Consider the following 16,500-nt stretch of genomic DNA (forward strand, 5'->3'; position numbering starts at 1 on the left):
CGACGGTCAGGCGACGGCACTCAGTTGCCGGTGAGCTTCTCGCGCAGGGCGGCGAGGGCCTCGTCCGAGGCCAGGGTGCCGCCGTCCGAGGCCGGGGCCTCGGAGGAGTAGGACGAGCCGCCCATGCCCGCACCGGTGTCGGCGCCGGCGTTGGCCTCCTCCTCGAAGGAGCGGCGCACCTGCTCCTTGTGCTGCTCCCAGCGGGACTGGGCGTCGGCGTACTGCTGCTCCCAGGCGGCGCGCTCGGACTCGAAGCCCTCCATCCACTCGTTGGACTCGACGTCGAAGCCCTCGGGGTACTTGTAGTTGCCCTCCTCGTCGTACTCCGCGGCCATGCCGTAGAGCGCCGGGTCGAACTCGGTGCCCTCGGGGTCCACGCCCTCGTTGGCCTGCTTGAGGGACAGGGAGATGCGGCGACGCTCGAGGTCGATGTCGATGACCTTGACGAACAGCTCGTCGTTGACCGACACGACCTGCTCGGCGGTGTCGATGTGGCGGGAGGCCAGCTCGGAGATGTGCACGAGGCCCTCGATGCCGTCCTCGACGCGCACGAACGCGCCGAAGGGCACCAGCTTGGTGACCTTGCCCGGCACGACCTGGCCGAGGGCGTGGGTGCGGGCGAAGAGCTGCCACGGGTCCTCCTGGGTCGCCTTCAGCGACAGGGAGACACGCTCGCGGTCCATGTCCACCTCGAGGACCTCGACGGTGACCTCCTGGCCCACCTCGACGACCTCGGACGGGTGGTCGATGTGCTTCCAGGACAGCTCGGAGACGTGCACGAGGCCGTCCACGCCGCCCAGGTCGACGAAGGCGCCGAAGTTGACGATGGAGGACACGGTGCCGTTGCGGACCTGGCCCTTCTCCAGCTTGTGGAGGAAGTTGGAGCGGACCTCGGACTGGGTCTGCTCGAGCCAGGCGCGGCGGGAAAGCACCACGTTGTTGCGGTTCTTGTCCAGCTCGATGATCTTCGCCTCGAGCTTCTGGCCGATGTAGGGGGCCAGGTCGCGCACGCGGCGCATCTCGACGAGCGAGGCCGGGAGGAAGCCGCGCAGGCCGATGTCCAGGATGAGGCCGCCCTTGACGACCTCGATGACGGTGCCCTCGACGACGCCGTCCTCCTCCTTGATCTTCTCGATGTCGCCCCAGGCGCGCTCGTACTGGGCGCGCTTCTTCGAGAGGATCAGGCGACCCTCCTTGTCCTCCTTGGTGAGGACCAGGGCCTCGACGGTGTCGCCCACGGCCACGACCTCGTCCGGGTCCACGTCGTGCTTGATGGACAGCTCGCGGGACGGGATGACGCCCTCGGTCTTGTAGCCGATGTCGAGCAGGACCTCGTCGCGGTCCACCTTGACGACGGTGCCCTCGACGAGGTCGCCATCGTTGAAGTACTTGATGGTCGCGTCGATGGCGGCGAGCAGGTCCTCGGCGGTGCCGATGTCGTTGATGGCGACCTGCGGGGCGTTGGAAGTGGTGGTCATGTAGGAGGGACTCCGTTGGGATCAGGGGTCACGCCGGGATCCATGCCGTCGGGCGACGGCGTCCGGGCGCCTCAGGCGCCCCACCCGGCGTGGGTCGTGATGGACATGTTTCAAGTGCGCACGAATGTGCTCGACCAGCGTATCAGAAGCCCGTGAGCAGATGCACGGCGGCCGCGGGGGCCAGCAGCGCGTCCAGCCGGGCGGCCGCGCCCGGCTCCCGCTCGTCCACGACGCCGGCCCGCACGAGCGCGCCGGCGCGCACGCCGCCGAGCCACACCGCGGACAAGTGCGCGACGTCCAGGGCCAGGTCCGCCCGTGCGTCGTCGGCGAGCCGCTCGGCGCGGCCGGCCCCGTCGGCCACGCGCAGCCGCCACGTGCCGGCCGCGTGGCCAGCGGCGTCCGCCACGGCCAGCACGGCCTCGCCGGCGACCTCGGGCGCGTAGCCGCGCCCGCCCAGGCACGCCGGCACGTCCAGGACGCGCAGGTAGAGGTCGTCCCAGACCGACTTCGTGCGCACCCGCCGGCGGTCGGCGAGGACCTGCTCGAGCCCGCCGTCGTCCGGGCAGCGGGTCATGCGCAGCCTCTCGATCAGGTCCAGGCGCGTCAGGTACCGCCACAGCTGGCGGGCGGCGGCGTCCGTGGCGGCGAGGAACACCTCGACGGACACGGTGGCCGGCTCCTTCTCCCACCCGTCGAAGCGGTAGAGCGCGACGCCCTGCACGGCCCCGTCCGCGTCGCGGTGCACGGCGGCGAACAGGCCCGAGCCCCTGCCGTCGTTCTTCGCGGCGCTGCGGTCCTCCCACCGGATGACGTGCCCCGTCGGGCGGTGCACGCTGCCGGGGGTGCCGCGCCGCACGCGATCGTGCAGCGCCTCGACGACGCCGGCCAGCTCCCGCGGGTCCTCCCGCAGCACCGTCCCGGCGTCCTCGTCCGGCCGGCCGGCGGCGTCGGCCGCCAGCACGACGTCGCCGCGCACGTCCACGCGCACGCTGCGCCCGGTGCAGGCCGGGCCAAAGCCGAAGCGGCCGTAGATGGTGGCCTCCGAGGCGGTGAGGGCGGCGACGGGCATCCCGGCGGCGACGGCCTCCTCGAGCGAGGCCGTCATCATGCCGCGCAGGATCCCGCGGCGACGGTGCCCGGGCGAGACGGTCACGTTCGAGATCATCCACACCGGCAGCTCGGCCCCCGGCGAGGTGGTCAGCCGGGACGTCCAGTCCACGAACGTGCCCACGGGCTCGCGCCGCGCCGGGTCGTCCGCGGCGAGGTAGACGCCGCGCAGGACCTTCGCGTCGTCCGCGGAGACGCCCAGATCCTGGTCCGCCGCCGCCCCCTGGGGCACCTCCTCGTAGAAGCCCTTCTCCACGGCGGCGGTGTGCCGCACGTGCGCGGGGTGCTCGGCGCGGGCCGGGTCCGCGCCGTCGACGCCGCGGCTCAGCGGGGCCAGGGTGCGCAGGACGAGGCCGTGCCGGGCCAGGGCGTCCTGCGCGGCGGGGGCGTCAGCGGCGTCGGCGTCAGCGGCATGGGCAGCGGCGGCGGGATCGATGCTCATCGGGTCCTCGGGGTCCTTCGGGCGGGGCGGGCTCAGAAGCCGGTCAGCGAGTAGGGCGGGCGCGCCTGCCGCAGCAGGGTGTCCAGGTCGGCGGCGGCGCCAGGGCGGTGCGCCAGGAGGATGCCGGCCTCCCGCATCATCTCCGCCTTGACCCCGCCGAGCAGCACGGAGCCCAGCTCGGCGACGTCGAGGGTGAGCTCTGCCGCGTCCTGCGGCGCGGGCCGGACCCGCCCGACGCCGTCGGCCGCGGCGATCTCCCAGGTGCCGGCGGCATAGCCCAGGTCGTCCTCCACGGTCACCGTGACGGCGCCCTCGTGCAGGTAGGGGCGCGCCTCGAAGCACGCGGCCACGTCGAGCACCCGGTGCCACAGGTGGTGGTGGACGCCGCGGGTGTAGATGCGGGACTCGTCCAGCACGAGGAACTCGAGCAGGCGGTCGGCGGCGACCGCCGGCAGGCGCAGGCGCACCACGAGGTCCAGGTTGCCCAGGAACTCCAGCAGCGCCCGGTGCGCCTCGGGGGTGGCGGCCCACAGGGCCACCACGGTGGCGGTCACGGGGTCGTCGGCGACCAGCTCGGCCGTGGAGCCGGTCACCCGGTACACGGCCACGCCGAGGTCCTCGCCGTCCGGCGCGGAGTACACCACGGCCCGCAGGCCCTGGGGCCGGCCCTCCCCCACGCGCGGGTCCCGGTCCGTCTCGCGGGCCGCGTGGAAGCGGATGCGCTCCACCGAGCCGGCCTGCGCCTCGAAGGCCCGGCGCCACAGGCCGTCGATCAGCGCGCCGGAGGCGGTCGGCTCGACGAACCGGAAGGAGCCGTCCGGGCGGCGTCCGCGCAGCTGCACCCCGCGGGTCACGTCCAGCCACACGGAGCGGTGGTAGGTGGAGACCCCGAAGCCGAAGCGCCGGTAGAGGGTGGCCTCGGTGGCCGTGAGCAGGGCGATCGGCACCCGGGCGGCGTGGGCGCGGCGCAGCGACTCGGTCATCATGGCGCGCAGGATCCCGCGGCGCCGGTGCGTGGGCGAGACCGTCACCTCGGTGAGGCACCAGGCCGGCAGCATCCGCCCGTCCCCCACGTTGAGGTCCTTCGTGAAGTCCACCAGGGTGCCCACCGGGTCCGTGGCGGCCGGGTCCGCGCCCTGCGGGTACACCCCGCTGAGGCGGCGGCGGTCCCCCTGCTCCACGCCGATGAACCGGTCCGCGAGCGCGAAGTCGGGGTCGCCGACCTCGTGGAAGTTGCGCTGCAGCACGGCCGTGTGGCGGCGCACGGCGGGCGCGTCGGCCCAGCGGCGGGCGTGGTCGAAGGGGGCGTCGGGGTCGGCGTCGCCGGTCTCCCACGGGGAGGGCACCCGCAGCAGCTCGAGGCCGTGGGCCGCGAGCGCCTCCGCGGTGGCGGGGGCGGGGTCGAGCCAGGCGTCGGGGGCGTCAGTGCGCGGCGTCATGCCAGCTCCTCCCCTGCCCGACGTGCACGTCCAGCGGCACGGCGAGCTCGGCGGCGCGGCCCATGCGCTCCTGCAGCAGGGCGGTGGCCTGCTCGAGCTCGGCGGCGGGGACCTCGAGGATGAGCTCGTCGTGCACCTGCAGCAGCAGCCGCGAGGCCATGCCGTGCTCGGCGAGGCCGGCCTGCACGTCGAGCATGGCGCGCTTGATGATGTCCGCGGCGGAGCCCTGGATGGGGGCGTTGAGGGCGGCGCGCTCGGCCATGTCCCGCAGCTGCCGGTTGTCCGAGCTGAGGTCCGGCAGGTAGCGGCGGCGCCCCTCGATGGTGGAGGTGTAGCCGTCCTGGCGGGCCTGGGCGACGACGTCGCGCAGGTAGTCCCGCACCCCGCCGAAGCGGTCGAAGTAGCCCTTCATGAGGCCGCGGGCCTCGTCCACGGAGATCTTCAGCTGCTTGGACAGGCCGAAGGAGCTCAGTCCGTACGCCAGGCCGTAGCTCATGGCCTTGACCTTGGCGCGCTGCTCGGAGCTGACCTCGTCCGGGGCCACGCCGAACACCTGGGAGCCCACGAAGGAGTGCAGGTCCTCCCCCTCGCGGAACGCCTGGATCAGGCCCGCGTCCTCGGAGAGGTGGGCCATGATGCGCATCTCGATCTGCGAGTAGTCGGCGGAGAGCAGGACGGCGTCCTCGCCGGCGACCCGGTCGGCCACGAACACCTCGCGGATGCGGCGGCCGGCCTCGGTGCGCACGGGGATGTTCTGCAGGTTGGGGTGCAGGGAGGACAGGCGCCCGGTGGCGGCGGCGGTCTGCGAGTAGGTGGTGTGGATGCGCCCGTCCGGGGCCACGGTCTCGAGCAGGCCCTCGACGGTCTGGCGCAGCTTCGTGGCGTCGCGGTGGCGCATGAGGTTCTCGAGGAACGGGTGGCGGGTCTGCTCGAGCAGGTCCTGCAGCGAGTCGACGTCGGTGGACCAGCCGGTCTTCGTCTTGCGGGTGCGCGGCATGTCCAGGTGCTCGAACAGCACCTCCTGCAGCTGCTTGGGCGAGCCGAGGTTGACCTTCATCCCCCCGGTCTCTTCCGCCACGGAGGCCCAGGCGGACTCCTGGGCGGCGGCGGCCGCCTCGGAGAAGTCGGCGCGCAGGGTCGCGAGCGCCTGGGCGTCCACGGCGATGCCGGTGAGCTCCATGCGGGCCAGCAGGCGGGCCAGCGGGATCTCGAGCTCCTGGAGCAGGCGCTGGGCGCCGCGCTCGAGGACCTGCGGGGTGAACAGGACGGAGAGGCGGCGGACGACCCATGCCCCGCGGACGGCGTCGGCGGCCCGGGCGGCGCGCTCGGCGGCGGCCGCGCCGCCGTCGAGGTCGAAGGCCCCCTGCGCGTCGGCCTCGGCGGGCTCGCGGGGGGCGGCCAGCGGGGTGTGCAGGTGCGCCTCGGCCAGCGCCTCGAGGGAGGTGTCGCGGCGGTCCGGCTGGATGAGGTAGGCGGAGAGCAGGACGTCGTCCACGACGCCGTCCAGGGGCGTGCCGGCCTCGAGGGCGGTCGCCTCGGCGGGCTCGGCGATCGCCTTGAGGACGCGCTTGAGGTCGTGGACGGCCTTGGAGAGCCCGCCCTCGCCGAGGGCCTCCCGCAGGGCGGCCAGCAGCGCGGGGTCGGGCGCGTCGGCGTCGAGGCTGACGTGCAGGCCGGCGTGCTCGCCCACGAGGGCGACGCCCACGGCGGTGCCGAAGGTCCCCGGCACGGGCACCTTGCGCTTGGGCAGCAGGGCCGGGCCCTCCACGTCCACGTGCACGCCGAGCAGGTTCCCGGCCTCGGCGGCGAGGAAGTCGGCGACGTCCTGGGCCGTGGCGGCCTCGGTGAACTCCGGCGCCTCCTCCACCTGGGCGGCGGGCGCCGTCTCGCCGACCCGCTCGGAGAACACCTCGAACACCCGCTCGCGGATGCGGTTGAACTGCAGGGCGTCGAAGAGCTCCTCCACGGGCTCCCGCTCGGGCATCTCCAGGGCCATGGCCTCGAGGCCGATCGGCAGGTCCAGGTCCCGGACGAGGGCGTTGAGGCGGCGGTTGCGGCGCACGTCGTCCAGGTGGGCGCGCAGGGCCTCGCCCTTCTTGCCCTTGATCTCGTCCGCGTGGGCCAGGACGCCGTCGAGGTCCCCGTACTGGGTGAGCCACTTGGCGGCGAAGCCGGGGCCCACGCCGGGCACGCCGGGCAGGTTGTCCGCCGCCTCGCCCACGAGGGCGGCCAGCTCCGGGTACTGGGCCGGGGACACCCCGTACTTGGCCATCACCGCGTCGGCGTCCATCGGGGGGATGTCCGATACGCCCTTCTTCGGGTAGAGCACGGTGGTGCGCTCGGAGATCAGCTGGAACGCGTCGCGGTCGCCGGAGACGACGACGGCCTCCCAGCCGGCCTCCTCGGCGCGGGCGGAGAGGGTGGCCACGATGTCGTCCGCCTCGTAGCCCTCCAGGGTGATCGTGGGGATGCCGAGGGCCTCCATGACCTTCACGGTCAGCTCGATCTGCCCGGCGAACTCCGCGGGGGTCTCGGAGCGCCCCGCCTTGTACTCGCCGTACTCCTCGGAGCGGAACGTGGGGCCCGAGAGGTCGAACGCGACCGCCACGTGCGTGGGGCGCTGCTGGCGGATCATGGTGAGCAGCATGGCGGTGAAGCCGTACACGGCGTTGGTGTGCTGGCCCGTGTCCGTGGCGAAGTTCTCGGCGGGCAGCGCGTAGAACGCGCGGAACGCCATCGAGTGACCGTCCAGGACCAGCAGGCGCTGCGGGTCCTCCGGGGTCGGATCTGCCGCCATGGGTGCTCACGTCTCCTCTCGGCGCGCGGCGCGGTCGCGCCCGTCGCGTGTGCCAGCCTAGTGGCCATGACCGACCACGCCGAGCGCGCCGACGCCGCCCCCGCCCCGACCTCCGACCTCGTCTACCGGCCCGGGGTGACCCCCGGGCTGACCGACGCGCAGCTGGAGGCCGCGTGCGCCGCCGCGGGCCTGACGCCCGAGCTCGTGGCCGCCCTCGGCGGGGCCAACGTGAGCCCCCTGGCCCAGAAGATGGGCATCCGCTTCCTCGAGCTCACCCCCGAGCGCGCGGTCGCCACGATGCCCGTCGCCGGCAACGAGCAGCCCGCCGGCCTGCTGCACGGCGGCGCCCACCTGGTGCTCGCCGAGTCCCTCGGGTCCATGGCGGCGAAGCTGCACGCCGGACCCGAGCGCGGCGTCGTCGGGATCGAGATCGGCGCCACCCACCACCGCGCCGCCCGCTCCGGGCTGGTCACGGGCACGGCCACGGCGATCCACCTCGGCGGCACGCTCACCACCCACGAGGTGGTGATGACGGACGAGCAGGGCCGGCGCCTGTCCACCGCCCGCATCACGAACATGGTGCTGCGCGGGCGCGGCTGAGCCGCCGGGCGGGCGCCCTCAGGCGGTGCCCGCGTTCAGGCAGCGCCTGTGCTCAGGACGCGTCGGGGGTGCGCGGGGCGGGCTCGCCGTGCTCGCGGCCCGGCGTGTCCTCGGCGAGCTCGTCGTAGTGGCCCGGGTTCATGGGCACGCCCGTGAGGTACGCCGACCGGCCCAGGGCCATGGTGGCCACGGCGGCCGAGCCCAGCTGCAGGACCACGATCAGGGCGACCTTGACGACGTTTGCCACGCTCGGGGCGAGCACGAGCCCGCCCACCACGATGAGGATCATCCCCACGCCGCCGGCCGTGCCGGTCGCGGAGATGCGGGTGTACGGGTCGGGGAAGCGGATGAGGCCGAGCCCGGCGGTGACGAACACCAGGGCGCCGGCCACCACGAGCACCGAGCCGATGACGGTCAGGACGAGGTCCACGGAGTCCTCCTCAACGCTTGCCGCGCGTGAGCGCGCGGGCCAGGGACATGCCGGACAGGAACGCGACGATCGAGGCCACCAGGACGAGGTCGAAGGTGAACGGGTTGTCCATGCGCACGCCGAACAGCACCAGCATCCCGAGGATGCTGAACGTGAGCAGGTCGCCGGAGACCGCGCGGTCCGCGTCGAGTGGGCCCTTCACGATCCGGTAGGCCGAGACCAGCGCCGCCACGGCCAGCAGGGCCACGGCCACGTCGATCCCGAGGTGGGACCAGTCGTAGTCCACGGGCATCAGGCCACCCCCTGCTTCCGCATCGCGTGGAGCAGCCGGCGCTCCATATCATGGATCTCCCCGCGCAGGGCGTCCGCGTCGTCCGCGTAGAGCCCGTGCACGTAGAGCAGGCGCGTCGCGCCCGGGTCCCCCGGCTCCTCGCCGCGGGCGCCGGCCCGGCGCGTGCCGAGCGTCAGCGTGCCCGGGGTGAGCGTGATGAGCGCGGAGAGCAGGGTCACCTCCGTGTCCGTGCGGCAGTTGCTGCGGATCCGGGCGATCCCGGAGCGCGCCTGGTCGCCGGGCGTCACCAGGTCCTTGAGGACGGCCTTGGAGGAGGTGACCAGCGCCCAGGCGTACCAGCACCAGAACACCAGCCAGCGCCAGGGCCAGGACAGCGCCGAGGCGCGGCCCGGCGCCAGCACCACGGTGCCGTCGGCGGGGACGGGCCGGTCGGATGAGGGGTCGGCGTGCACGGGGACTGCTCCTCTCGAGCCGTCGGTCGGGGTGCTCGTCACGGGGCCAGCACCGCCTCGATGTACCGCGCGGGGTCCAGCAGGCCCTGCGCGGCGACGTCGGTGAGGGTCCACAGCCCCTGGCCGGCGAGGCCGAGCACCAGGGTGGCGGCCGCGAGCACGACGCCCGGCATCGCCAGGCGGACCGGGATGCGCGAGCGCGTCACGTCCTCGTCCGCGGCGAAGGTGACCGGCATGACGCCGGTGGGCGGGTCGATGGTCTGGGTGGAGGTCCACGACTCGGTCCGCTCGTGGTCCGTGCTGGAGCCCCGGCCCGAGGGCCCGGTCCGCTCCGCCCCGAGCCCCACCACGGGCAGGGCGGCGGTGGCCAGTCGCTCCCGCAGGCCGTGCGGCGATCCGGGCTGACCCCAGAACCAGGCGTCCCACACGCGCAGCAGCGCCCACAGGCTCACGAGGCTGCCCACGAGGACCACGGCGACCGTGACGAGGCGCCCGGCCTCGACGCCCGCGGTGACCAGCATGAGCTTGCCGACGAAGCCGGAGAACGGCGGGATGCCCACGATCGAGAGCAGCCCCACGAAGAAGACCACGGCGACGAGCGGCTCGCGCCGGGCCAGCCCCTGCAGGTCCGCGAGCCGCCCGGTGCCGTAGCGCACCTCGACGGCGGCCGTCGCGGCCAGCAGGCACCCCATGGCGACCATGTGGTGGACGAGGTAGAACAGGCCAGCGGACAGCCCCAGCTGCGTGGACAGCCCGAGCCCGACGAGGATGCCGCCGATGCCGCTGACCATCTGCCAGGAGAGCACGAGGCGCACGCCGTGCACGCCGACGGAGGCCAGGGCGCCCACGGCCAGCGTGAGCCCGGCCAACGCGAGCAGCAGCGGCAGGAAGCGGGCGTCGTTGTCGAAGAGCACGGAGAACACCCGGTACAGGGCGTAGACGGCGACCTTGGTGTGCAGGGCCGCGAAGATCGCGGTGACCGCGGGCGACGTCGAGGGGTAGGCCCGGGCCAGCCAGCCGTGCAGGGGCACGACGGAGGCCTTGATGGACAGGGCGAACAGCACGAGGCCGCCGGCGATCGCCACCCGCTCGTCGCGCGCCGCCGCCCCGGCCATGACGGCGAGGTTGACGGTGCCGGTGAGGGCGTAGAGGAAGCCCACGGCCACCACGAGGATCGTGGAGGTGAGCAGGTTCAGCGTCACGTACAGGCGGGCGCCGTCCACGCGGCGCAGCGGCTCGCGACGGTTCGCGGAGAGGACGTAGAGGCCGTAGCTGGGCAGCAGCATGACCTCGATGAACACGAAGAGGTTGAACAGGTCCGCGGTGAGCAGCGCCCCGTTCACGCCGGCCATCAGCACGAGCATGAGCGGGCCGAAGTACAGCGAGTTCACCACGCGGGTGCCGTGGGCCAGGTTGACGCCCACCAGGGTGAGCAGGCTCGTGAGCAGGAGCATGAGCCCCGTGAGCATGTCCGCAGCGAAGCCGATGCCGATGCCGCCCGGCCAGCCGCCCACGGAGGTGGCGAGCACGTCGCCGTCGAGGGAGCGGGCGACGATCAGCGCGCCGGCGCCCGCGGTGAGGCAGAGGACGAGCGCGACGACGAGCCGGTGCACGCGCGGCCGGTCGCCGGCGAGCGTCAGCAGGCCGGCCGTGATCAGCGGGACGGCGACGAAGAGGGGCAGCAGCTGCCCGAGCGCCTCGGGGCTCATGCGCGGCCCCCGTCCCGGGCCTCGGCCTCGCGGCCCAGCTGGGCGGCGGCGGCGCGCAGCTCCTCGCGCGGGAAGCGGGCGTCGGCGGCGGCCTGCTCGAGGGGGTCCGGCGCCTCGTGGCCGTCCGCCACGGCGTCGTCGTCGCGGCCGGTGACGGCCAGGGTGAGCAGCAGGACGGTGATCGCGAAGGCGATCACGATGGCGGTGAGCACGAACGCCTGCGGCAGCGCGTCGGCCTGGGTCTCGACGTCGCCGCGGCCGGCGAACGGCAGGCCGCGGCGGTCCGTGCCGCCGGCGGCGATGATCGCGAGGTTGGCGGCGTGCCCGAGCAGCACCATGCCCAGGATGACGCGCAGCAGCTCGCGCTTGGAGAACAGGTAGAACGCCCCGAAGGTCAGCAGTCCCACCGTGATGGCGATGGTCATCGACTCGTCTCCTCTCGTGCGGCGGCGGGGGTCGGCGCCGTGGTCTGCCCCGTGGTCTGCTCAGCGGCCGGGTCGGCGATCGGCGACGTGGGGTCGGGCTCGGCGCCCGCCTCCGTCTCCGAGCGCTCGGGTCCGAGCAGGGAGAACGCCGCCACGATCAGGCCGAGCACGGCGAGGTAGACGCCCAGGTCGAACGCGAGCGTCGTGGACAGGCCGTAGCCGAGGATCTTGACGCCGGCCGCCCCGAGGAAGCCCTTGCCCGTGAGGTAGCCGGCGACGCCGGTGAGCGCGCCCAGGGCGATGCCGCCGCCGATCAGCGTGAGGTACGGCCACTGCAGCCGGCGGTCCGTGTCGTGGTCCGCGGCGAGGTAGAGCAGGGCGTAGCCGGCGCCGGCGACGAGGGCGGCGATGAAGCCGCCGCCCGGCTCGTAGTGGCCGCGCAGCAGCAGGAGCACGGAGAGCGCGATAATCAGCATCCCGAAGACGCGGCCGAACACCCGGATGTGCACGAGGTTCTCGCGCACGTGCGCCAGGGGCGAGCGCAGGTCCACCGCCGAGCGCTGGGGCGGGGCAGGGCGGCGGTTGAGCAGCAGGGCGGCCACGGTCAGGCCCGTGGCGCCGAGGACGGTCATCTCCCCCAGCGTGTCCAGCGCGCGGAAGTCGACGAGGATCACGTTGACCACGTTCACGCCGCCCGCCTGCGCGTAGGTCTGCGTGAGGTAGAAGTGCGCGATCTCGGACATCTCGCTGCGTCCGGTGAACGCGAGCACGCCGAGGGTGGCGGCGACGCCGGCGATGGTCGCGGCGACGACGGCCTGCACCCGGTGGGGGGCCTCCTCGTCCCGGAACCGCCCCGGCAGGCGCCGCAGCAGCAGCACCATGACGCAGACGGTGAGCACCTCCACGAGCAGCTGGGTGAGCGCGACGTCCACGGCGCCGAGGGTGAAGAACCATAGGGTCACGCCGAAGCCGACCACGCCCACCACGACCATGGCGCTGATGCGCGTCTTGGCGCGGATGGTGGCCACGACGCCGGCGCCGACGAGCACCACCAGCGCCCAGTCGTGCCACCGGGAGGGGGCGCCCACCACGGCGGGCAGGTCGTCCACGGTGAGCGCACCGGCGAGGGCGAAGGCCCCGAGCACGAGGGCCGGGATCAGCAGGTGCACGCGCGGGGCGACGGAGCCGGACGCCCGGTCCACGAGGGCGCCGAGCCGGACCAGGCCGTGGCGCGCCTCATCCACCGCGCCGAGGCCGGAGACGGGCAGGGCCGCCCGGGCGGCGACCCGCTCGACGGGCCGGCGCAGCAGCACCAGCACGGCTCCCGTGGCGATCACGGCCGCGGAGACCAGCAGGGCCGGATTCACCCCGTGCCACAGGGCCAGGTGGGCGTGGTGCTCCTCGCCGGCGGCCGCGTGGGCGGCGGCGGAGACGGGGGCGTCGAGCACGTGCGGGACCAGGCCCAGCACGACGCCGGCCGCCGCGGCCAGCACGGGCATCGCCCAGAACGCGGCGGGCGCCTCGTGGACCTCCTCGCCGCGGCCGGACTCCCAGGGCTCGGGCGCGCCGGCGGGGCTCGGCCCCCACAGGCCGAGGGCGCCGAGCACGAGGCGGCCGGAGTAGGCGACCGTGAAGACGGAGGCCAGGGCGATGGCCGCCGTGACGGCCGGGCCCGCCCAGGCCGGCCCGGGGGTGCCGAGGGCGGCGTCGAGCAGGCCCTCCTTGGAGACGAAGCCGAGCAGCGGCGGGATGCCCGCCATCGACAGGGCGGCCACGGCCAGGGCGGTGCCCGTGACCGGCAGCCGGACCCGCCGGCCGGCCAGGACGCGCAGGTCCCGGGTCCCGGCCTCGTGGTCCACGACCCCGATGAGCATGAACAGGGAGCTCTTGAACAGCGCGTGCGCCACGGTGTGCACGATCGCGGCGGTCAGGGCCGCGGGGGTGCCGATGCCGATGACGGCGGTCAGCAGGCCGAGCTGGCTCATGGTGGAGTAGGCCAGCAGCCCCTTGAGGTCGTGGCGGCGGACGGCGGCCACCGCGCCGAACACCGCGGTGGTCAGGCCGGAGATGAGCAGCAGCGCGGACCAGACGGCGTGGCCGGCCAGCACGGGGCTGAACACGAGCAGCAGGAACACGCCGGCCTTCACCATCGCCGCGGCGTGCAGGTACGCCGAGACCGGGGAGATGGCCACCATGGAGTCCGGCAGCCAGGACTGGAACGGGAACTGGGCGGACTTCGTGAAGGCCGCCACGGCCAGGAGCACCGCGAGCACCGTGCTGAGCGTCGGGTCCTGCCAGATCCCGCTGTCGAGCACCCCGCTCAGGGACGCGGTGCCCGTGGTGGCGACCATGGTCGCGACCGCGGCCAGCAGGGCGAGCCCGCCGCCGACCGTCACGAGCAGCGTGCGGATCGCGGGGTCGCGGGCGTGGTCGCCTGAGCGTCCGATGAGGAAGAAGGAGGCGAAGGAGGTGAACTCCCACGCGACGAACAGGACGACGAGGTTGTCGGCGAGCACCAGCAGGAGCATGGAGGCCGCGAACGCCGTCATGAGGAGGTAGAACGTGCCGTGCCGGTGCACCGCGGGGTCGCGACCCAGGTAGCGGCTGGAGTAGGCCAGGATCGCGGCGCCGATCACGAGCACGATCATGGAGAACACGAGGGCGAGGCCGTTGAGGCGCAGGTCCAGGTCCACCCCGATCGCGGGGATCCACGGGTGGTCCTCCGCCTCGACGCCGCCGCGCCACGCGGCGGCCAGCACGCCGGCGGCGGCCAGCAGCGGCAGGGCGAGCACCCAGCCCGCGTCCCTGCCCAGCCGGCGGGAGACCGGCACGGCGGCCGCCACCGGGAGGAGGGTCAGCAGGAGGCTGGTCAGGAGCACGGGACACCCTCGGGTTCGGTCGTACGGACACGGATGCGGCGGCGCGGACCGTGGCCGCACGCCTGCGGTGCCCGAAGTGGGACTCGAACCCACACGCCTCTCGGCACCGCATTTTGAGTGCGGCGTGTCTACCGATTCCACCATTCGGGCAGGGCCGCCCGGAGGCGGGGTGTGACCACCCTATCAGCGCCCCGGAGCCCTCCGGCCGGGCGGGAACACGAACCGGCCCGCCCCGGACGGGGGCCGCGCGGGGCGGTAGCCTGGAGGCTGACCGGCGTCGCCACCCGCGGCGCGCCGCCCGGCCCTGCACGCGAAGGAGCTGACGTGTCGATGACGACGCCTGCCGAGGGGACCGGCCTGCGGGCCGTCGTCGCCGAGGACGAGACCCTGATCCGCCTAGACCTGGTGGAGGTGCTGACCGGCGCCGGCTACGAGGTGGTCGCCGAGGCCGGCGACGGCGCCGCCGCCGTGGCCGCGGTGCGCGAGCACCGCCCGGACATCGTCGTGATGGACGTGCAGATGCCCGTCATGGACGGCATCGCGGCGGCGAGCGAGATCGCGCAGGAGCGCCTGGCCCCGGTCGTCATGCTCACCGCGTTCAGCCAGCGCGACCTCGTGGAGCGCGCCCGCACGGCCGGCGCCATGGCGTACGTGGTCAAGCCGTTCACCGAGCACGACCTCGTGCCCGCAGTCGAGCTCGCCGTGGCCCGGTTCGAGGAGCTGCGCAGCCTCGAGTCCGAGGTGCGGGACCTGGGCGACCGACTCGAGACGCGCAAGCTCGTCGACCGCGCCAAGTCGGTGCTGCAGGACCGCTTGCGCCTGAGCGAGGCGGAGTCCTTCCGCTGGATCCAGAAGACCTCCATGGACCGCCGGCTGACCATGCGCGAGGTGGCCCAGGCCGTCATCGACCAGGTGCGCTGAGCCGCCCCGCGCCCGCCCCGCTCAGAGCGGGGACCGGGCCGGCCAGAAGCCCACCGGCTCCTTCTGGACCGGGCGCGCCGGGGACGAGCCGCCGCCGGCGTCGTCCCCCACGCGGTGCACGCGCAGCGTGTTCGTCGAGCCGACCATTCCGGGAGGCGAGCCGGCCGCGATCACCACGAGGTCCCCGCGCTCGGCGATGCCCTCGGAGGTGAGCGACTCCTCCACCTGGAGGGTCATCTTGTCCGTGGAGTCCTGGAAGGAGACCATCTTCGGGTAGACGCCCCACGTCAGGCACAGGATGTTGTGGGTGTGCTCGCGGTGCGTGAACGCGTAGATGGGCTGGCGCGGGCGCAGCCGGCTCAGGCGCCGGGCCGAGTCCCCGGACTCGGTGAACGTGGCCAGGAACGGGATGTCCAGCTGGTCCGCGACCTCGACGGCGGCCCGGGTGATGGCGCCGCCGCGGGTGCGCGGGCGCGAGCCGAGCGGGTGGATCATCTCGAGCCCGTGGGTCTCCGTGGACTCGATGATCCGGGCCATGGTCTGGACCGTCTCGACCGGGTAGCGGCCCACGGAGGTCTCGCCGGAGAGCATGACGGCGTCGGCGCCGTCGAGGACCGCGTTGGCGCAGTCCGAGGCCTCCGCCCGGGTGGGGCGCGGGTTCTCGATCATGGACTCGAGCACCTGGGTGGCCACGATCACGGGCTTCGCCCAGCGGCGGGCCAGGTCCACGGCGCGCTTCTGCACGACCGGCACGTCCTCCAGGGGCAGCTCGACGCCGAGGTCGCCGCGGGCCACCATGACGGCGTCGAACGCGTCCACGATCGCCTCGAGGTTGTCCACGGCCTGCGGCTTCTCGATCTTGGCGATGACGGGGATGCGGCGCTCCTCCTCGTCCATGATCGCGTGCACGCGCTCGATGTCTGCGGCGTCACGCACGAAGGACAGGGCCACCATGTCGACGCCGATGCGCAGGGCCCAGCGCAGGTCCTCCTCGTCCTTGTCCGAGAGGGCCGGCACGTCCACGGCCACGCCGGGCAGGTTGATGCCCTTGCTGTCGGACACGTCGCCGCCGACCTCGACCTCGGTGACGACGTCCGTGTCCGTCACCTCGACCGCGCGCAGGCGCACCTTGCCGTCGTCCACGAGGAGGGTGTCGCCCGGGCGGACGTCCCCGGGCAGGCCGGCGTGGGTCGTCCCCACGAGCTCCGCGGTGCCCTCGACGTCGCGCGTGGTGATGGTGAAGCGGTCCCCCGTCTCGAGGCGGTGGGGGCCGTCGGCGAAGCGGCCCAGGCGGATCTTGGGGCCCTGCAGGTCCGCGAAGATCGCGACCGGGCGCCGCTCCTCCACGCTGAGCCGGCGCACCCGCTCGAAGGAGGCCGCGTGCACCTCGTGGTCGCCGTGGCTCATGTTGAGGCGGACCACGTCCGCCCCCGCCCGGATGATCGAGCGGGTGGTCTCGTCGGAGGAGGTGGCTGGCCCGAAGGTGGCGATGATCTTTGCGTGTCGCATGGGTCCACTCTAGGCGCGGG

At 73.9% G+C, this 16,500-nt stretch carries 13 protein-coding genes and 1 tRNA gene; 2 read left to right on the forward strand and 12 right to left on the reverse strand.

Going from position 1 to position 16,500, the window contains the following annotated elements; genetic code table 11:
* Window positions 1-20: 20 nt before the first annotated feature.
* From rpsA to polA, 4 genes are all read right to left on the reverse strand, one after another.
* On the reverse strand, window positions 21-1,478 hold the full coding sequence (rpsA, locus tag HDA33_RS03835; protein WP_017489147.1) for a 30S ribosomal protein S1: 1,458 nt from the start codon (window positions 1,476-1,478) through the stop codon (window positions 21-23).
* A gap of 142 nt (window positions 1,479-1,620) precedes the next feature.
* On the reverse strand, window positions 1,621-3,027 hold the full coding sequence (locus HDA33_RS03840) for a GNAT family N-acetyltransferase (protein ID WP_184171092.1): 1,407 nt from the start codon (window positions 3,025-3,027) through the stop codon (window positions 1,621-1,623).
* 32 nt (window positions 3,028-3,059) lie between these two features.
* On the reverse strand, window positions 3,060-4,466 hold the full coding sequence (locus HDA33_RS03845) for a GNAT family N-acetyltransferase (RefSeq protein WP_158494645.1): 1,407 nt from the start codon (window positions 4,464-4,466) through the stop codon (window positions 3,060-3,062).
* On the reverse strand, window positions 4,450-7,263 hold the full coding sequence (gene polA, locus HDA33_RS03850; RefSeq protein ID WP_184171095.1) for a DNA polymerase I: 2,814 nt from the start codon (window positions 7,261-7,263) through the stop codon (window positions 4,450-4,452). The genes HDA33_RS03845 and polA overlap by 17 nt, the downstream gene beginning before the upstream one ends.
* Window positions 7,264-7,329: 66 nt before the next feature.
* Here polA and HDA33_RS03855 point away from each other — a divergent pair, with 66 nt between their 5' ends.
* A complete protein-coding gene (locus tag HDA33_RS03855) occupies window positions 7,330-7,863 on the forward strand; it encodes a PaaI family thioesterase (protein WP_184171098.1) in 534 nt (177 codons plus the stop codon).
* A 52-nt stretch (window positions 7,864-7,915) separates the two neighbouring features.
* Here the strand turns inward: HDA33_RS03855 and HDA33_RS03860 are convergent, their stop codons facing one another.
* From HDA33_RS03860 to HDA33_RS03890, 7 genes are all read right to left on the reverse strand, one after another.
* The gene (locus HDA33_RS03860; protein ID WP_158494648.1) at window positions 7,916-8,293 is read right to left on the reverse strand and encodes a cation:proton antiporter; all 378 of its coding nucleotides are present in this window, start codon (window positions 8,291-8,293) and stop codon (window positions 7,916-7,918) included.
* 10 nt (window positions 8,294-8,303) lie between these two features.
* The gene (locus tag HDA33_RS03865; protein ID WP_184171100.1) at window positions 8,304-8,585 is read right to left on the reverse strand and encodes an MrpF/PhaF family protein; all 282 of its coding nucleotides are present in this window, start codon (window positions 8,583-8,585) and stop codon (window positions 8,304-8,306) included.
* Window positions 8,585-9,037, reverse strand: coding sequence for a Na+/H+ antiporter subunit E (locus HDA33_RS03870; RefSeq protein ID WP_184171103.1), 453 nt, complete (start codon window positions 9,035-9,037; stop codon window positions 8,585-8,587). The genes HDA33_RS03865 and HDA33_RS03870 overlap by 1 nt, the downstream gene beginning before the upstream one ends.
* Before the next feature lie 38 nt (window positions 9,038-9,075).
* On the reverse strand, window positions 9,076-10,746 hold the full coding sequence (locus tag HDA33_RS03875) for a monovalent cation/H+ antiporter subunit D family protein (RefSeq protein WP_184171106.1): 1,671 nt from the start codon (window positions 10,744-10,746) through the stop codon (window positions 9,076-9,078).
* On the reverse strand, window positions 10,743-11,171 hold the full coding sequence (locus HDA33_RS03880; RefSeq protein ID WP_184171111.1) for a cation:proton antiporter subunit C: 429 nt from the start codon (window positions 11,169-11,171) through the stop codon (window positions 10,743-10,745). Before HDA33_RS03880 ends, HDA33_RS03875 begins: the two co-directional genes overlap by 4 nt.
* Window positions 11,168-14,050: a DUF4040 family protein gene (locus HDA33_RS03885; RefSeq protein WP_184171114.1), complete on the reverse strand. Its 2,883-nt coding sequence runs from the start codon at window positions 14,048-14,050 to the stop codon at window positions 11,168-11,170. The genes HDA33_RS03880 and HDA33_RS03885 overlap by 4 nt, the downstream gene beginning before the upstream one ends.
* 68 nt (window positions 14,051-14,118) lie before the next feature.
* Window positions 14,119-14,200: transfer RNA gene (locus tag HDA33_RS03890), tRNA-Leu, on the reverse strand.
* A gap of 174 nt (window positions 14,201-14,374) precedes the next feature.
* Between HDA33_RS03890 and HDA33_RS03895 the strand changes: the two genes are divergently transcribed.
* Window positions 14,375-14,971, forward strand: a complete 597-nt coding sequence (locus HDA33_RS03895; protein ID WP_184171117.1) for a response regulator — start codon at window positions 14,375-14,377, stop codon at window positions 14,969-14,971.
* A gap of 21 nt (window positions 14,972-14,992) precedes the next feature.
* Here the strand turns inward: HDA33_RS03895 and pyk are convergent, their stop codons facing one another.
* On the reverse strand, window positions 14,993-16,480 hold the full coding sequence (gene pyk, locus HDA33_RS03900) for a pyruvate kinase (RefSeq protein WP_184171120.1): 1,488 nt from the start codon (window positions 16,478-16,480) through the stop codon (window positions 14,993-14,995).
* Window positions 16,481-16,500: the final 20 nt, after the last annotated feature.

Origin of the sequence: Micrococcus endophyticus (genome assembly GCF_014205115.1) — a bacterium.
Taxonomy (GTDB): domain Bacteria; phylum Actinomycetota; class Actinomycetes; order Actinomycetales; family Micrococcaceae; genus Micrococcus; species Micrococcus endophyticus.